General features: G+C 43.9%; 16 protein-coding genes and 3 pseudogenes. 12 read left to right on the forward strand and 7 right to left on the reverse strand.

Features of this window, described 5'->3' with window-relative positions:
* Positions 1-21 precede the first annotated feature (21 nt).
* The 4 genes from F6J99_RS13490 (at position 22) to F6J99_RS13505 (ending at position 2,824) form a co-directional block, all read left to right on the forward strand.
* Positions 22-1,596, forward strand: coding sequence for a transposase (locus F6J99_RS13490; protein ID WP_293113368.1), 1,575 nt, complete (start codon positions 22-24; stop codon positions 1,594-1,596).
* 347 nt (positions 1,597-1,943) lie between these two features.
* Positions 1,944-2,165, forward strand: coding sequence for a hypothetical protein (locus tag F6J99_RS13495; protein WP_293113369.1), 222 nt, complete (start codon positions 1,944-1,946; stop codon positions 2,163-2,165).
* A gap of 40 nt (positions 2,166-2,205) precedes the next feature.
* Complete coding sequence (locus F6J99_RS13500; protein ID WP_293113370.1) at positions 2,206-2,379, forward strand: hypothetical protein; 174 nt, start codon at positions 2,206-2,208, stop codon at positions 2,377-2,379.
* A gap of 247 nt (positions 2,380-2,626) precedes the next feature.
* Entirely contained in the window at positions 2,627-2,824 is a 198-nt protein-coding gene (locus tag F6J99_RS13505; RefSeq protein WP_293113371.1) for a hypothetical protein, read from the forward strand.
* A 104-nt stretch (positions 2,825-2,928) separates the two neighbouring features.
* Here the strand turns inward: F6J99_RS13505 and F6J99_RS13510 are convergent, their stop codons facing one another.
* Entirely contained in the window at positions 2,929-4,452 is a 1,524-nt protein-coding gene (locus tag F6J99_RS13510; RefSeq protein WP_293113372.1) for a GMC family oxidoreductase N-terminal domain-containing protein, read from the reverse strand.
* Positions 4,453-4,508: 56 nt separating this feature from the next.
* The gene (locus tag F6J99_RS13515) at positions 4,509-5,057 is read right to left on the reverse strand and encodes an EF-hand domain-containing protein (RefSeq protein ID WP_149030787.1); all 549 of its coding nucleotides are present in this window, start codon (positions 5,055-5,057) and stop codon (positions 4,509-4,511) included.
* 424 nt (positions 5,058-5,481) lie between these two features.
* On the opposite strand from F6J99_RS13515, the gene F6J99_RS13520 reads away from it, so the two are divergent.
* From F6J99_RS13520 to F6J99_RS13535, 4 genes are all read left to right on the forward strand, one after another.
* Positions 5,482-7,134: an NAD(P)-binding domain-containing protein gene (locus F6J99_RS13520; RefSeq protein WP_293113373.1), complete on the forward strand. Its 1,653-nt coding sequence runs from the start codon at positions 5,482-5,484 to the stop codon at positions 7,132-7,134.
* 64 nt (positions 7,135-7,198) lie between these two features.
* A complete protein-coding gene (locus F6J99_RS13525; RefSeq protein ID WP_293113374.1) occupies positions 7,199-7,936 on the forward strand; it encodes a hypothetical protein in 738 nt (245 codons plus the stop codon).
* Between the two features lie 146 nt (positions 7,937-8,082).
* Positions 8,083-8,550 carry a Uma2 family endonuclease gene (locus tag F6J99_RS13530; RefSeq protein WP_293113375.1) on the forward strand — a complete coding sequence of 156 codons (468 nt, stop codon included), beginning with the start codon at positions 8,083-8,085 and terminating at the stop codon, positions 8,548-8,550.
* 382 nt (positions 8,551-8,932) lie between these two features.
* Positions 8,933-9,142 carry a bacteriocin gene (locus tag F6J99_RS13535; protein ID WP_075896877.1) on the forward strand — a complete coding sequence of 70 codons (210 nt, stop codon included), beginning with the start codon at positions 8,933-8,935 and terminating at the stop codon, positions 9,140-9,142.
* A 552-nt stretch (positions 9,143-9,694) separates the two neighbouring features.
* On the opposite strand, the gene F6J99_RS13540 is transcribed toward F6J99_RS13535, so the two are convergent.
* The 4 genes and pseudogenes from F6J99_RS13540 to F6J99_RS13555 form a co-directional block, all read right to left on the reverse strand.
* Entirely contained in the window at positions 9,695-9,838 is a 144-nt protein-coding gene (locus F6J99_RS13540) for a hypothetical protein (protein WP_158069423.1), read from the reverse strand.
* Positions 9,839-10,052: 214 nt separating this feature from the next.
* Complete coding sequence (locus F6J99_RS13545; RefSeq protein ID WP_293113376.1) at positions 10,053-10,448, reverse strand: transposase; 396 nt, start codon at positions 10,446-10,448, stop codon at positions 10,053-10,055.
* 402 nt (positions 10,449-10,850) lie between these two features.
* Positions 10,851-11,168: pseudogene (locus F6J99_RS13550) on the reverse strand (helix-turn-helix domain-containing protein); the annotation flags it as partial.
* A complete protein-coding gene (locus F6J99_RS13555; RefSeq protein ID WP_070391298.1) occupies positions 11,071-11,658 on the reverse strand; it encodes an IS607 family transposase in 588 nt (195 codons plus the stop codon). The gene F6J99_RS13555 and the pseudogene F6J99_RS13550, both read right to left, overlap by 98 nt.
* A 34-nt stretch (positions 11,659-11,692) precedes the next feature.
* Here F6J99_RS13555 and F6J99_RS13560 point away from each other — a divergent pair, with 34 nt between their 5' ends.
* A complete protein-coding gene (locus tag F6J99_RS13560; protein WP_293113387.1) occupies positions 11,693-11,983 on the forward strand; it encodes a GPW/gp25 family protein in 291 nt (96 codons plus the stop codon).
* 185 nt (positions 11,984-12,168) lie between these two features.
* On the forward strand, positions 12,169-12,630 hold the full coding sequence (locus F6J99_RS13565; protein ID WP_293113377.1) for a hypothetical protein: 462 nt from the start codon (positions 12,169-12,171) through the stop codon (positions 12,628-12,630).
* On the opposite strand, the pseudogene F6J99_RS13570 reads toward F6J99_RS13565, so the two are convergent.
* Positions 12,618-13,896, reverse strand: a pseudogene (locus tag F6J99_RS13570) (transposase). The gene F6J99_RS13565 and the pseudogene F6J99_RS13570 sit on opposite strands and share 13 nt — an antisense overlap.
* A 9-nt stretch (positions 13,897-13,905) precedes the next feature.
* On the opposite strand from F6J99_RS13570, the pseudogene tnpA reads away from it, so the two are divergent.
* Together tnpA and F6J99_RS13580 are read left to right on the forward strand one after the other, a co-directional pair.
* Positions 13,906-14,453: pseudogene (tnpA, locus tag F6J99_RS13575) on the forward strand (IS200/IS605 family transposase).
* A 23-nt stretch (positions 14,454-14,476) separates the two neighbouring features.
* Entirely contained in the window at positions 14,477-15,046 is a 570-nt protein-coding gene (locus F6J99_RS13580) for a hypothetical protein (RefSeq protein WP_293113378.1), read from the forward strand.
* The last annotated feature ends 515 nt before the right edge of the window (positions 15,047-15,561 follow it).

The raw sequence follows: 15,561 nt of genomic DNA on the forward strand, positions 1-15,561 counted from the left end.
TAAATCTGGTTCAACAAAGATATGACTGAAAACCCCGTGCAAGTGAAAGATGACCAACTCACCGACCTTCATGAGGTCGAGAAGCTGCGTGTGCTTGTCGGGCAACAGGCTGAAATGATAGCAGCTCTCGAGAAGCAAAATAAAGAGCTGACCAAGGGCATCGGTGAATTGGAGGAAGAGTTACGAGCGAAAAAGAAGCTGAATAAAAAGCCCCAACTGAGTGCGAGTAAGCTTAACGTTGGCAAGCAGCAGAAGCAACAGCATGGAGACGGGAAACGTCCGGGTTCAGCTAAACGGAGTAAGAAAGCTCGCTTCGTGGTGGACACCAAATGGAAAATAGAACCCTCTCAACTGCCAGAAGGGGCAAGATTTAATGGATATCGAGAATATGATGTTCAAGAGCTTTCCATAGAACGCAACAACATCCGCTTCTATTTAGCCGAATATGTGTTGCCTGATGGTGGGGTCATCAGCGCTCAGTTACCACCACAGTACCGGAATACAGGGCATTATGGGCCAGAACTGGTGGGATATATCTTGCACGAGTACTATCACAATCGAGTGACGCAACCGTTGATTCGTGAGCAGCTAGTGGAATGGGGCGTCGAGATATCAATCGGTCAAATCAATTCATACCTCAGCCAAAAAATAGATCAGTTTCACCTTGAACAGGCATCGGTTTTAGCGGCAGGATTAAAATGCTCAAAGTATGTTCACACCGATGATACCGGAGCACGACACAGTGGGAAGAACGGATATTGCACGGTGATTGGTAATCAATGGTTTACTTACTTTGCCAGTACTCCTCGCAAGACTCGACGCAACTTCTTATCAGTCTTACAAGCCAATGCCCCAATTTATGTGCTCAATCAGGATGCCCGCCAATATTTAGAGTCCTATGGCTTAGCGGACAAACATATGAAGGCATTAAGCTTTGGTTCAACGGTGCTAGGGAATAGCCCTCAGCAGTGGAATACCTATTTAGAGTCGATCGGCATTGTCCAGACCAAAGCGGTCCAGTGGGTCACTGAGGCGGCCTTGGTGGGTGGATTAATTGAGAGTGGTATCAACCGAGACTTGCTGATTCTCTCGGATGGAGCCAGACAGTTCAATATTCTCATTCATGGATTGTGTTGGGTTCATGCTGAACGAATCATCCGTAAATTAGAGGGGAGTACCGCTAAGTTTCGAGAGAACATTGAGGAAGTCCTTTCACTCCTATGGGAGTACTATCAACAGTTAAAGGCCTATAAAAAAAACCCGAGTACCAAGCAAAAGGAGCACTTATCTGCTTACTTTGATCAGATCTTTGGTCGGTGTTATCTGCACCACCCCACTCTGAACAATGCATTGAACCAATTTAGGCAAAACAAGGAGCAATTGCTCCGTGTCCTCGACTTCCCTGAGATCCCTCTGCACAATAATGCCGCCGAATCTGACATCCGAGAATTTGTGACCCGTCGAAAAATTAGTGGTGGCACTCGGTCTGAGGCCGGAAGAAAAGCCAGAGATACGATGATTGGTCTGAAAAAGACAATCGCGCAAATTAGGGATTTGTTTTTGGGCATATTTACTGTCCCGCTTGCGAGGGGATGACAATATCCCCCCCTTACCAGATTTGATTAGACAAAAAGCTATAGAGCATGGACTGGTGGGTAACCCTGCCTGATAAATTGCTGATCCAATTTGTTAACCAGCGGTTATTGAGAAATTGCATTTCCGCTTTCCTAAGGGACATTACGAATTTAATTAAACACCACGACCTTGATTATTGTCAAATAATCTTGTTATCGCCTCAAGGGCTTGAGTATTCTTAAGGTTTACTTTATAAATCAGCTCTAAACTACTTGACAAAACGACTGGGTTATGTAAACAACTGTATTTTTTTCAATCCATAGAGAAATGCTAACCTAATATGCATTTAAATTACAAGTTTTGAAGCTATGTTTCAAGCCACTAGCCGTTACTACAATATAGAAACAGCCACCTTCACCAGCTCCGATAATCGAGTAATTTCCTACAAGCGTCGGCGCTTCCTGCCTCAGGGGGAAAGCGCCGACGCTTTTAGAAGTCACGGTTACAGAAGGCGATCGCTTAGATCTGATTTACGCGATCGCATCCTACTAATCGAAGTCATCAACAACTATTCCGATGTTGTCCTATAGGAGTTGACTACTAACAGCCGAGTGGAATTGGGTAGGCATCGTGACTTACCCAGTAATAAATAACTATACCGATACTGTCCTAGAAAAATTGACTACTAATACAAGAGTGGCATTGCGATGCTCGGTACGAGCCGCTACGGGATTGACCTTTGGTCACGCTACGCGATCGCATCTTACTAATCGGACTAAATATAGCAGTCGAAGTCAAGGTTAAGACATATTTCTGTTCCCAGATCCGCTGTTCCCTGTTCCCTTTTCTATAACAACTATTCCGATACTGTCCTAGAAAAATTGACTACTAATACAAGAGTGGAATTGGGTAGCCATCGAACTAATCGAAGTCATCAACAACTATTCCGATACTGTCCTAGAAAAATTGACTACTAATACAAGAGTGGAAACGCTTACGCATCATACTTATTGGAAGCATTAACAACTATACCGATGCTGTCCTAGAAAAATTGACTACTAACACAAGAGTGGAAATGCGATTGACCTTGGCCAAAAGGCCACGCGTTCGCGTTTGGTCACGCTTCGCGATGAAGCGTTCGCGTAGCGTGGCCTACGGCCTCAGCTTCCGCGCTTATGCGATCGCATTATATAGCGCGTTCGCGTTTGGTCACGCTTCGCGAACGAAAGAATTAAGGTGTTGCTGCTGACGGGGTGACAACTCCGTCAGAAATTCATACTTAAATTCAGCAACGCCAGCTGTTAATTAAAAATGAAAAGGCTATATCATAGTCAACACTCCAGGTTACCGCTGCTAATTCTTCAAAGTCTTAATCAAATCCGCTGCCTTTTCGGCAATCATAATCGTCGGCGCATTCGTGTTTCCCGTGGTGATGACTGGCATAATCGAGGCATCTACGACTCGCAATCCATCAATTCCATGTACCCTGAGTTGGTAGTCAACAACTGCCATCGGGTCAGTCCCCATTTTGCACGTGCCGACGGGGTGGTATGTCGGAGCGCAGATTTGTCGGATGTAGGCTTGAATTGCTTCGTCGCTAGATACCTCGGCACTTGGGGCGACTTCCTTACCTCGAAACTGATCAAATCCCTCGAAATGGGCAAGCTGACGGGCAATTTTAATGCCTTCAACTAACACTTTCAGATCGGATTCATCCTGGAGATAGTTCACCCGGATCAGCGGTGCTTCATTGGGAGAGGGCGTACTCAACCTGACACTGCCGCGACTCTGAGGGTGGTTGTTGATGACTTTAATACTAAATCCTGGACCTTTGTAGGCAAAGTCAGGATTGTTAGGTATGAGCAAAGTATAGATAAACTGTAGGTTGGGTGCAACCTCTACATTGCTCTGAGTATGCAGGAACAATCCAGCTTCCCCAATATTGCTAGTTGGTGAAATGGGCAGTTCCTGAGTGGCTTGGTAGCCTACAAAGACAAGGGGGTGATCGTGGAGGTTCTGACCTACACCCGGTAGATCGAGCACCACAGGAATGCCTAACCCCCGTAGGTGTTCTGCTGGACCAATCCCAGAAAGCATCAATAGCTTGGGGGAATCGAACGCTCCAGCACTGAGAATCACTTCTTGGTTGACCTTAACGTGATGCTCTGTCCCATTTTCAACATAGGCGACCCCAACTGCACGCCTTCCCTCAAACAGTATACGAGTAACCAATGCTCCTGTTTTAATGGTTAAATTGGGGCGAGACATAATCGGATCCAAGAACGCCACTGCTGTACTTTGACGTTTGCCATCTTTCACGGTCAGTTGGTAAAGTCCTGCGCCCTCCTGCTGCTTACCATTGAAATCGGGATTGTACCCATAGCCCTTTGAGATGGCGGCTTCGACAAAGCATTTCGACACTGTGCTCGGAGCAAGTGGATCGGTGATGTAAAGTGGTCCTGATACTCCGTGAAACTCCGAAGCTCCCCGCTGCTGATTCTCCGATTTCTTGAAGTAGGGTAAAACATCCTGGTAACTCCAACCCCGATTGCCTAAGGCTTCCCAGCGGTCATAATCCTGGGCATTACCTCGAATGTAAACCATGGCATTGATCGAACTGCTGCCACCCAAGACTTTGCCCCGTGGATGAAAGAGTTTGCGCCTGTTCAAGTATGGTTCTTCTTCGGTGAAGTATGCCCAGTCCACCTCGGAGCCTAGTAGTTTAAGCCATGCCATGGGAACCTGGATTTCTGGTTTGGTATCGGGACTACCTGCTTCGAGTAGCAATACTGTCGTTTCAGGGTTTTCTGTAAGACGGTTAGCGACGACACTACCCGCTGATCCGGCACCAATCAACACATAATCGTATTGAGTCATGACTCCAACATATTCTTTAATCAGGACAATCTCTGTGACCCAAACCTTGTAATGTTTTATATTGCTTTAATAAAGAGCAAATTACCAGGTGATTCTGAATCATCACTACGGAAGAACTGATCGATCAGCTCCATATGTTTTTCTTTAGAAATGTAGTCATCATCGTTTAAATTGAGCCGTTTGAATACCTCCTTAGCAGAATTTTCATCAAGGTTATGGACTCGAAAATACTGTTTGTATTCCTCTAAATCAAGTTGCTCGTTCCCATCAACATCAAATACGCTAAAGGCCAAAGCTGCAATGCCATGTAGTTGCGCCTCATAAGCTTCTGGGTCATTGAGTATATTGTCCATATATACCAGCCATTCATCCAAAGAGATTTTGTTGTCACCATTAGTGTCTGCAAACTTTTGCATAGTATTCCAACGAGACGTTAACTTCGATTGAATGGAATCGTACTGGGGTGAGCCCGGTGCCCAACTGCGAAACTGCGAGTAGCTTTTTAGAAACTGGTCAAAATCGGCTGACTCAATGAAACCGTTATTGTCTGCGTCATACATTGCAAACAATCTTGGTAATCTTTGCTTCTGTAATTCACTTAACATTAATCTATCTAAAAACCAATCACCATGTAATACTATAGGATCAACCCCATTTTGGCAACACTACCGTCTGGAGCTACCTTTAGGGTATCGGTTATACTGAAGTTCCCCTGTACGAATGTGCTTGCATCAGTCCAAAAGTTCTGTAAATCTTGGCTTTGGGTGGTAGAGAACAATAGTATGACTGGGTACAGAGTCCTAGATCTTGCGTGTTTTTAAAAACAACGTGCCTTATGGCGTGGGCTTTCTTGCGAAATTATGGTATAATCAACCCGGTTAAAATGTGATTTGTAACCGGGTTGACTGAAAAGACTCAATAAGCATAGCCAAAATACCTGAGTGTGAACTTCAGCCAATACCTATTCGGCTTCTTCGCCTTGTCCTGTTTTTGAGAATAAATCGGTGGCTCAAAGGGAATTGCTTGAAAATGAACAAAACCGCAGAATTAGATTACTTGATTGTTGGTGCAGGTCCAGCAGGATTGCAACTGGGATACTTTCTGAAAAAAAATGGCATAAACTACCTCATCTTGGAGGCAGGACAAAAAGCCGGGAATTTTTATGAAAAATTTCCTCGACATCGCAAGTTAATCTCAATTAACAAGGTCTATACTGGCTACAAGGAACGAGAGGCGCAGCTTAGATATGACTGGCATTCCTTGCTGTGTGATGATGATCAGATGTCTTTCACTAATTACAGTCGCCGTTATTTCCCCGATGCGGGAGATTATGTTAAGTATCTACAAGATTATGCCGAGCGCTTTGAGCTTAATATTAAATATGAAGCGAAGGTTGCGAAAATTAGTAAAACAGATCGGTTCACAGTGGTAGATGAAGAAGGAAACAGTTATGTCTGTGGTTGTTTGGTGATGGCAACGGGGGTTTCCCAACCCTATATTCCCGAGATTACAGGAATCGAACTCACCGAAAACTATTATGATTTCGACATTAATCCTGACAACTTTATTGATCAACGGGTGTTGATTTTAGGTAAATCAAATTCTGCCTTAGAAACTGCTAATTCTTTGGTAGAAACTGCTCGGGCCATTCACTTATGCAGTCCTGAATCTATCAAAATGGCGTGGAATACCCACTATGTTGGCCATATACGGGGGGTCAACAATGAGTTTATTGACACTTACCAGTTGAAAGGTCAAAACGCCATCTTAGATGCCAAGGTTCATAAGATAGAATGGAAAGACGGAGAGTATTGTGTTCACATTGAATTTTCTCATGCCCAAGGCCAGAAAGCCATTTTAGCCTATGATCAAGTTCTGGTTTGTACGGGGTTCCGGTTCGACGCTTCTATATTTGATCAGACATGCAAGCCAGAACTAACTATTAATAATCGGTTTCCAGCTCTGACCAGCGAATGGGAATCCATTAATGTGAAGGATTTATATTTTGCAGGCACGATTATGCAGTGTCGGGATTTTAAGAAAACCATGTCCGGTTTCGTCCATGGATTTCGCCACAATATCCAAGCTCTAAGTCAGATTCTCGCTCAGAAATATCATGCAGTGCCTTTGCCCTATGATTCGATTCCAGTGAATCCAAAAAGCATTGTCAAAGCAGTGATTGAAAGGGTGAGTTTAAGTGCTGCCCTCTTTCTTCAACCGGGTTTTCTCTGCGATTTACTGGTTATTCTTAAATCTGGTGCCACAGGGTATTACTACGAAGATCTGCCAGTAGACTATGTCCATGACACTGATTTGGGTCAGCACAATCACTACTACATAATTACTATGGAGTACGGACATTTTGAAGGTGATTCGCTGAAGGTAGACCGGGAACCTGATCCAGACAAGGCTTATAACGATGCTTATCTCCATCCAGTGATTCGACGCTTTAATGGCTCAACCCTGGTACAGGAATATCATCTACCTGAACATTTGGATAACGATTGGCGACCGGATGGGTATCCGGGGGATCGGCCTCTGATTCAATCTTTGGAATACATCGGTGAATCCGATCCGACTCAGGCTCAGAAGCTCTATGCCCAGAGATTACAGGCGTTCTTTGAGCAGGAAATCGACAAAGCAACAGGAACAGGGAATTCCCTCGAACTGGTTGTTACCTAAAATTGTTAGACTCTTAGAGATTTTGATAATTTGTTCTGCGTTTTCACTGAGAGTTCAAGACAAAATGAAAGAAGTGTTAGGGTATATTCGCAACCGCACAAATCAAGCAAAACAGAACCCGTTTATTCTGTGGCTAGATGACGATTCAATTAGTGCTCGCGATCGCCTCAGTTTGTGGCTACCTCACATATCCGCGTTTGTGATGGGTTTTATGGACTTAAACAAACTGATTTTTCCCTATCCCTCCTCCGAGGCAGCCACAGACGAACTAAAAAGGTTAATTAACGATCATTGCCTACAGGATGGTACGCACTGGGAGTGGTATCTACGAGACCTGCAAAAACTAGAGTTGAACCGAACCATGAAATTCTCAGAGGGGCTTGAGTTCATTTATGGTGATCACAGAAAGCTAGACCGTGCCTTCATCTATGGCATAGTAGCATTAGCCCACGAAGCACAAGATCCCCTATTGCGCTACAGTTTAATCGCACCTCTGGAATTCTTTGCTCACCTCCTCTTTGGCAAGACGGCTCCCATTGCCAGGAAATTCGCCGAAGAGACCGGAATTCAATTGGAGTATGTGGGCGACATTCATTCTGGTGTGGAACCGGGTGGTCTTGTTAATCAACAGCATCAGATTATTGACGAGGATTTGTTTACAGAAGCAGTCCTCGACGAGCAGATGCGTAAAAGAGGACTAGAGATGGCTGAGTATATGTGCGATCAGATCGAGCTGCGTTGGAAAGGCAATTTGGAATTTGCGAAAAAAAGAGAATGGGCTACGCCCATTGCGGTTGTTTAAACGCTGTTCTATAAAATTTGACTACTAATAGAATAGCTAGTGTAGCAAATCTAATACCATATTTTTGTCAAAAAAGATAGAACCAAGTGCTAGTTTTTTTTCCGAGTTTCAACGATACCGTAGCTATTGGCGTTATCGTTGAGTAGGTGATACCACCTGATGTCATCATTGAGCTAATTTCTGACAGTACAGCCAACACCGATAAAACTACTAAAAAAGTAGTCTATCAAGACCAAGTCAGAGTACCAGAATATTTTTGGTTCGACCCCTTTAATCCAGAAGATTTTGCCGGATTTAGGTTGCACAATGGCGTGTATCAGCCTTTAACTGAAGATGAACAAGGACGACTAATTAGCGAAAGATTAGGATTAGCCTTAGTCCGTTGGCAAGGGGTGTATAAAAATAATGTCGATACTACTTGGTTACGTTGGGCTACCTTAGAGGGAATTGTGCTACCTACTGCTGAAGAGATAGCAGTGCAAGCTGAAGAAGAAGCAGCTCAAGCTAAACAAGAAGCCACTCAAGCTCAACAACAAGCCACCCAAGCTCAACAACGAGCTGAGCAACTGGCTGCTCGCTTACGAGCTATGGGAGTGGATCCTGATCAAGTATGAACTAATCTCGCCACGGATTGGTGTAAGCATTTAGCGTTCAGTGGTCAGCCTTCAGCCTATAGCTGATAGCTGATATAGCAATCCGTGTAGGAATTGTGATAATTTTTGTTCCCTGTTCCTTACTCCCTACTCCCTGTTCCTTACTCCCTACTCCCTGTTCCCAGATCCGCTGTTCCCTGTTCTCTAGCTGATAGCTGATAGTTTATCCCTTACAATAAACCGGGTTTGATGCGTAAGTAATAAGACATAATTTTTACTTTTATGTCTTATTAGATTATTTACTTTCATGGATAGTTAAGTTCAGCTAGCTAGGATGATAATTAATCCATAAAATCCTCATGGATTGAGCCTCAAACTATATATTACTTGGAGAATAAACGGCATGAGTAATATCAAGATTAATGACCTCAAACCCAGTGGTGCTGAATTATTTGATGACCCGGAAAGTTTTCTAGATGAATTGACTAATGATGACCTACAACAAATCATCGGTGGATTGAGGTTAGCCCTGCCCCCAGATGCAGGTTTTCTTCAGAGACTTAGATATAAAATTCAGGGAATACTATTGTCCCCTAAAACCCCAGTTATCTAAAAGGGAACAGGGAGTCGGGAGTCGGGATTCGGGAATATGGCATCAAAAATTCTCACCATTGATTTAGGTACCCTATAGCAAACAATTCAAACTTCCAGTTGCAGCAAAGTAGTCTAGAAATTATTAAGATTTGTGAATGCGATTGACCTTGGCCAAAAGGCCTCAGCTTCCGCGCTTGTGCGATTGACCGTAGGTCACGCGGGGCGCGTTCGCATTTTCAAGCGATCGCTTCAATAGTTTTCCAGAAAACTCCCAAAATCAAAGATTTTCCCTAGAGAGCCCTGGAGCAGTAACAAAACCGAACCAAACCCTTACCAAGGTTGGGTTTCACTATTTTTAACCCAAATCAACCCAACCTGGTAAGCCAGATAAACTCACTTAGGGAGCAGGCTAAGGGTGAATGAGTTGTCAGAGCTATCTATGTAGCAATGGAGATAGGCTATCCTTTCCAAATCGATGGGCGGAGGCGGACAGCAGAGGCTACCTCTGAGGAACACATCCCTCAGCTGATGGAACAATTACTGTTTACCGATACTTTTTAGCTACCAAAGTCTACCAAGATAGACCATTACCCGCCAATGCAAGCTGTTCACGAAGTGTCGGCTTTGCCGAATCTCTCAGCCAGGGGGTATCTCCCAAAGCCCGTAGGAATATCCCACGAGCGCCATTGATGTCACGTTCGCGAAGCGTGACCAAAGGTCAATCCATTTGTTGGTTATCGATTTTTGATTTGATAATCTTGCTCCCGCCGATATTGACTAGTTCACCAGTCCAGCTAACAGTCTTGCTAGTATAGGCTTGCGCTTTCATCAACAACTATTTTTCGGTTTTCGGCTGCTTTATGCTTTAAGAACTCTTTAAACCGATAGTGGGCAAAAGAAAGCATATTGCGAACCGTTTTAGATCTAAGTTATCGATTTTGCTTTTTAGACATCTCAGACGTCTCAAAGGTAGGAAGCAGTATGACGTCAAAGTTATCAACTAGGAATCTTGCCGCTTTGTGATGCAGTTCATTTACCAGATTTTGAATTATAATAATCATCCTCCTGGCGGCTTTTCTCCTTCGACGCTTTTGCTTACCCTTAGCTTTGCTAATTTTTGAAATTAAATTGTCTAAGTGATGACATAATCGTTGGATCCGAGAAAAGTCACCATGGCCAATCTTCCCAATAGAAGTCTCACTGAAAAATGTCAAAAATGTTCTAACACCAGGATCTAAGGCAACTACTCTACCTTGGTTTTCGGTTTCTCCTTGAGTTGTCTTATAGGGAACTACTAAATAATAGTCCCCGTTGGTGCTAGTCAATCAACAATCGCAGATGTGATTCGGCGTAGCCGACGCTGCGCGAACGGGAAGTGTTTCAGTAAAGGTTATTTCACCTAATATCGTGTAATAAATTCCTTTAATAGAAACCGCCGACTTTGGAATATAACAAGTTTGTACCAAATTTTTCCGATATCTGAACTTTACCCGATTAATCTGCGCTGTCTTTGTGTATTTTTTCTTGGCCTCCGGAGACGAAACCTGATTGTTAGTGGAGCCTTAATCAATAAGTTTTAACCCTTATCTGCATTTGAAGTTACCGTAAGAATAAGGCAGCCTTAATCAATAAGTTTTAACCCTTTTTCCCATAGCCGACCAACCATAAAGGCTGCCTTATTCTAAGGTTTCGTCTTTGAGCCTGCCAACTATAAAGGCGACCCTATCCTTGCGGTAACTTCTGACCCTGACAGCGGTACAAGCATCCTTTATCGCTATAGATTTGATTTGATAAGGCACTGTCTTACACCATTCAGGAAGGTCATTTATAATACCAGTTTTCATGGCTTTCCAATTTGCTTTAACTTCGCCATTTTCGAGTATTTTGACGGTCTTATTGAAAACGTAACGGGATACCCCAAACCAGTGGCGGACAATTGCTCGCTGTTCAGGGTTTAGGAACACTCGAATCTTCTTTGATTTTTTGGCCGTATTTTCTGAGTCCGTGAACCCGGCAAGAGAAGAGGTGAATGATGGAGAGAAGATCTGCGGTAAGTTCTGATTCTGGAGAACTTTCAGGGTTGTCGAGAACCAGGATTTTTCCACCGTTGAGACTGACTAAGTGCTCAAAAAGTTCAAACCCAAAGCGGGTGAGTCTGTCTCGATAGGCAACAACAATTGTGAGTTGATCGCCACGCATAAGTCGTTCCAGTATGGCTCGAAGACCTTTTCTTTTGTAGTTGAGTCCTGAACCGATGTCTTTGACGATTTCCGCTTCCGGGAAGAGGGAGTGCATGTAGGCGATCTGTCTGGCGAGGTCGTCAAATTGTTTACCACTACTGACTCGGCAGTAACAGATTGTAGCTTGTCCACTCCCTTTGTTTTTTCCGAGACTGAGGAGGCTGTTTGTGTCAAAGAGGCGATATCCGCTTGGAGTCCGCTCACATTTGAGCGTGCCATTGTCTGCATACTTCCTCAAAGTGTTTCTAGAGAGTCCTGTAAGTTCGACCGCCTTACGGATTGGTACTAATGCCATAATTAAAGTCTAACATATAATTCTAGACTTTATTATACTTTGTTATACTTATTGCTGCTGTTCCCTAGCCTCCCCAGGAGAACGGGTCAACCGCCCGACCTTGGGCTGCAGTCTGATGCAGCTGGTCTTTTCTCCGAATAGTGAGGAACTGAGTACTGCGGTTCAGTTTCTGGTTCAAGGGTCGTTGCAGCAGTGGTTAGGGGAGTTAATTCAAGTTGAGAGGGTGGAAGTAAAGAGTGAAGATACTAAGTTGCGAGTCACAGTCCAGTATGTGATTCGGCGTAATCAACAGCGTCAGGTAACTGAGCTTGAGCGAGGGTTGTGATGATGACAGACTTGGTAACAGCTGAACACATGTTCCGATACCAACGCCGGATCACTCTTAGTCGTCAAACTAAACAGATCGGGCTGGATTACATTCAGGTGGAATCACAACAGACACCGAATGAACCGAATAAGTGGGCCCATTAGCTTCATTTTGTACCAGCTTCCGCACAAGCAACCCAGGACGTGCTCTCAAACCTGACCTCTAGAAATATTCGCATCACTAGAGGTACGGCGGTTTCAACTACTGATGTTAGGCTCCTGGAAATCCAACCACCTAGTGGGAATGTGCTGACGCTGTTGCTGGAATACAAAGCTCCTACTAAGTCCCAGGTTAGTGATTTATCTACCTATACCCTACAACTGCTTAATATTAGCAATGTAGATCCGTTTTTTGAGCGGCTTAATTTTTCCTTCAAACGCCCAGACCAAGTTACTTTTGACCCGCAACCAGTACCTTCAAGTGATATAGAAACCCTGTCGGTACCGGAGATAGATTACTTAGCGAAAGATTATAGCAGCTTTCGGCAATTAATGCTCAACCGCTTGTCGGAAGTGATACCTCAATGGCTAGAGCGCAATCCTGCGGATTTAGGGATTGCGCTGGTGGAAGTAGTGACTACTCCCACATCAAATCAAAGATTATGATGTGGGCTTCTCAAATTCACAAATGAGACTTGCTGTTCCTCAATATCCTGTATTGATTTACCCCAGCCATTGAGCGGCAGTCCAACCGCCAATAATCCACGATTCAAAATGTTGATCCCGCTATTCCAGTCACGTTCGCGCAGCGTCGGCTTCGCCGAATCGACTTTGACGTTACAACTAGAACAGCAATGAACGCGTACACTTAAACTTTTTTTGACCCTAGAGCCACAATTAAAACATTCAATACTTGTGCCACGTGGATTAACTTCCTGGACTAACAAGCCGCGTTTTACCGCCACTACTTGCAATATTTCCAAGAATGCTCCCCAGGCTGCATCATGTATCGATTTTGCCAACTTAGTCTTGGCGAGTCCTTTGATATTTAGGTTTTCGTGAGCAATCAAGTCATATTTACTACACAGCCAATGAGCAACCTGATAATGAAATTCTTTTCTGCATCGGGTCAGATGAAGATGTAACAAAGCTACTTTATGTTTGGCTTTTTTCCAGTTATTTGACCCTTTCACGCGACGAGACATTACTCCCTGAGCCTGAGCAAGCTTTTCCTGAGCCTTCCTGTAAAACTGCGGAATAGGTACCGCCTCGCCATCGGAAGTGGTCAAAAATTTTTCCAAGCCAACGTCAATACCGACGGCAGACTTGACTGAATCTATGGGTAGTAGTTCAGGCACAGTATCGTCTTTCATTGAAAGACAGCAGTACCAACCATCGGCCTTTTTGACAATAGTGCATTGCTTAAGGATAAAGCCTACGCCCTTCGGGCAAGCTTCGCACTTCAGGTAATGGTCGATGCATTATGACAGGGATTGATCCAATTCGGCTTAGTTTTAGAACACCATCAACTAAATGTGCGCCCGCCTTAGAACTATTCACTCTTGGATATACAAACGATTGACCTTTGGTCACGCTGCGCGATCGAAGCTCTCCAGGTTTTTTAAAACGAGGTCTACCTCCACGCTTGCCGCTAGCATCAGGTTTTCGCCATCTGTCCCACGCTTTGTTAAGACGTTGTAAATTTACCTGTTGGGTTTCTGCATAAATTTTTTTGTATTCGGGAAACAGTTTTTTGGTTTCTTTGAGAGCTGCTTGCTGAGTGTAATAGTTTACTGGCTCTGGGATTTCTCCAATTGGCTCACTCGCTAAACTGCACCTATCAATCCCAGAACGAGTCCGATTTAGCCAGTCAAGTCGTTGACCTAAAGCATAGTTCCAGTGACGGCGCAGTAGTTCGAGCCACCTTTCCATGGTGACAATTTGTTCGAGGCTTGGCTTGATTCGGTAGCAGTAGGTGAGTATCATAGATTTATTATAGCATTTACTGTAAAACTATGAAAGGTAATTACACAAGGGCAAATAGGTCTGTCTATCGTCTTACTGTGCATATTGTACTAGTAACCAAGTATAGACGACTTGTCATATAGCGAGCAAATTTTGATTCGGCAGAGCCGACGCTGCGCGAACAGGTTAAAGCAGATTTGCTCTGATACTTGTGTCAAATGGGATTGCAATAAGCGTGGAATTTAACGCAGAGAAAGATCATATTCACTTACTTGTTGACCTTAATCCTAAGGTGGCTCCAGTTAAACTAATAGCTAATATCAAAACTGTGACCAGTAGATTAATTCGTTACTGATTTTCTGAATACTTGAAGCGGTTTTACGGAGACAAAAAAGTTTTCACCGACAGGATCTTATTTTGTGGCTTCCTGTGGTGGCGTGACGATCGAGCAATTAAAGAGTTATGTCCAAAATCAGGATACCCCGTCAGGTAATTCCCCTCCCGCGCTTCATGCGCGGGTATAACGGGAGACCCCTTACCTGTTTAGTTGGCCTACTCTGCTGAGTACCTCAGTTACTATCAGGATGCTGTAGCTACTGAAGCCTACCTTGGTACAGCTCGCCGCCGCACGTCTGTACGCCGCCACGGCAGGCTGGTAGATTACGTGTTGCACGAGGGCTGCAATGCTAGAGTCTGGGTGCAGGTAGCAGTAAATACTGATCAGGTGCTGCTAGCAAAAGGAACTCTTTTACTAACCCATGTTTCTGGTCAAGGGTCGGTAATCGATCCTGATTCCTCTGCTAAGAGTGAGGTCTGGGCTCAAGGGGCAAAAACCTTTCAAACCTTACATTCCCAGGAACTATTTGCTGCCCACAATGAGATTAAATTTTATACCTGGGGAGCAAGGGAATGGTTTTTGTCGAAGCAAGAGACCAAAGCAACATTAATTGGACATCTGACCTTGAAACCAGGGGATGTGTTGATCTTTGAAGAGGTAAGAGACCCAAACACTGGCTTAAGGGCTGGGGCTAACCCCCAACACCGTCATCCAGTAAGCTTAACTAAGGTAACTCCTGAAAATGGCAGAAGTCAGTTTTATTTACTAGGGGGTTTTTAATTAGAGGATGCATCTTTTTGTGGTAACTCAATAACTCAAAGGATTGTGGGGAGGGTGAGAGGGAAAACCCATCTAATTTCCCTCAGTCCTATATAGCAATCCTATATTATTCGTGAAATTATAGTGCCCGAAGCGTTCGCGTAGCGTCGGCTTGGCCGACGCTATAACCCTTGCCCACCAAGGATTTTAGATTTTGCATATTTTAGCAATTCTCAAGAATTGCTATATATAGTGTTTGATAACTGTTAAAAAACACTATATGTGTAAAATACCTTGTCAACAAGCACAATAAGCCAGGGTTTATTGAGAACTATCCCTGGTTTATTCATAATAGGCATTTGCCCTGTGATAAAATCGCAAATGTCTTTTTGTATTTGATTACAACTAACTGATTGATAGGAAGTTGAATGGCAAAGCCAAGCAACTGATCCACTATTTTCAAGGGTTGGGGGTAGGTAGGTAAACAACTGTAAGTAATTGAAAAAGTACTCTCAAATTTTTATTGCATAGAGTCC

The organism is Moorena sp. SIO4G3, assembly GCF_010692305.1.
Taxonomy (GTDB): Bacteria; Cyanobacteriota; Cyanobacteriia; order Cyanobacteriales; family Coleofasciculaceae; genus Moorena; species Moorena producens_A.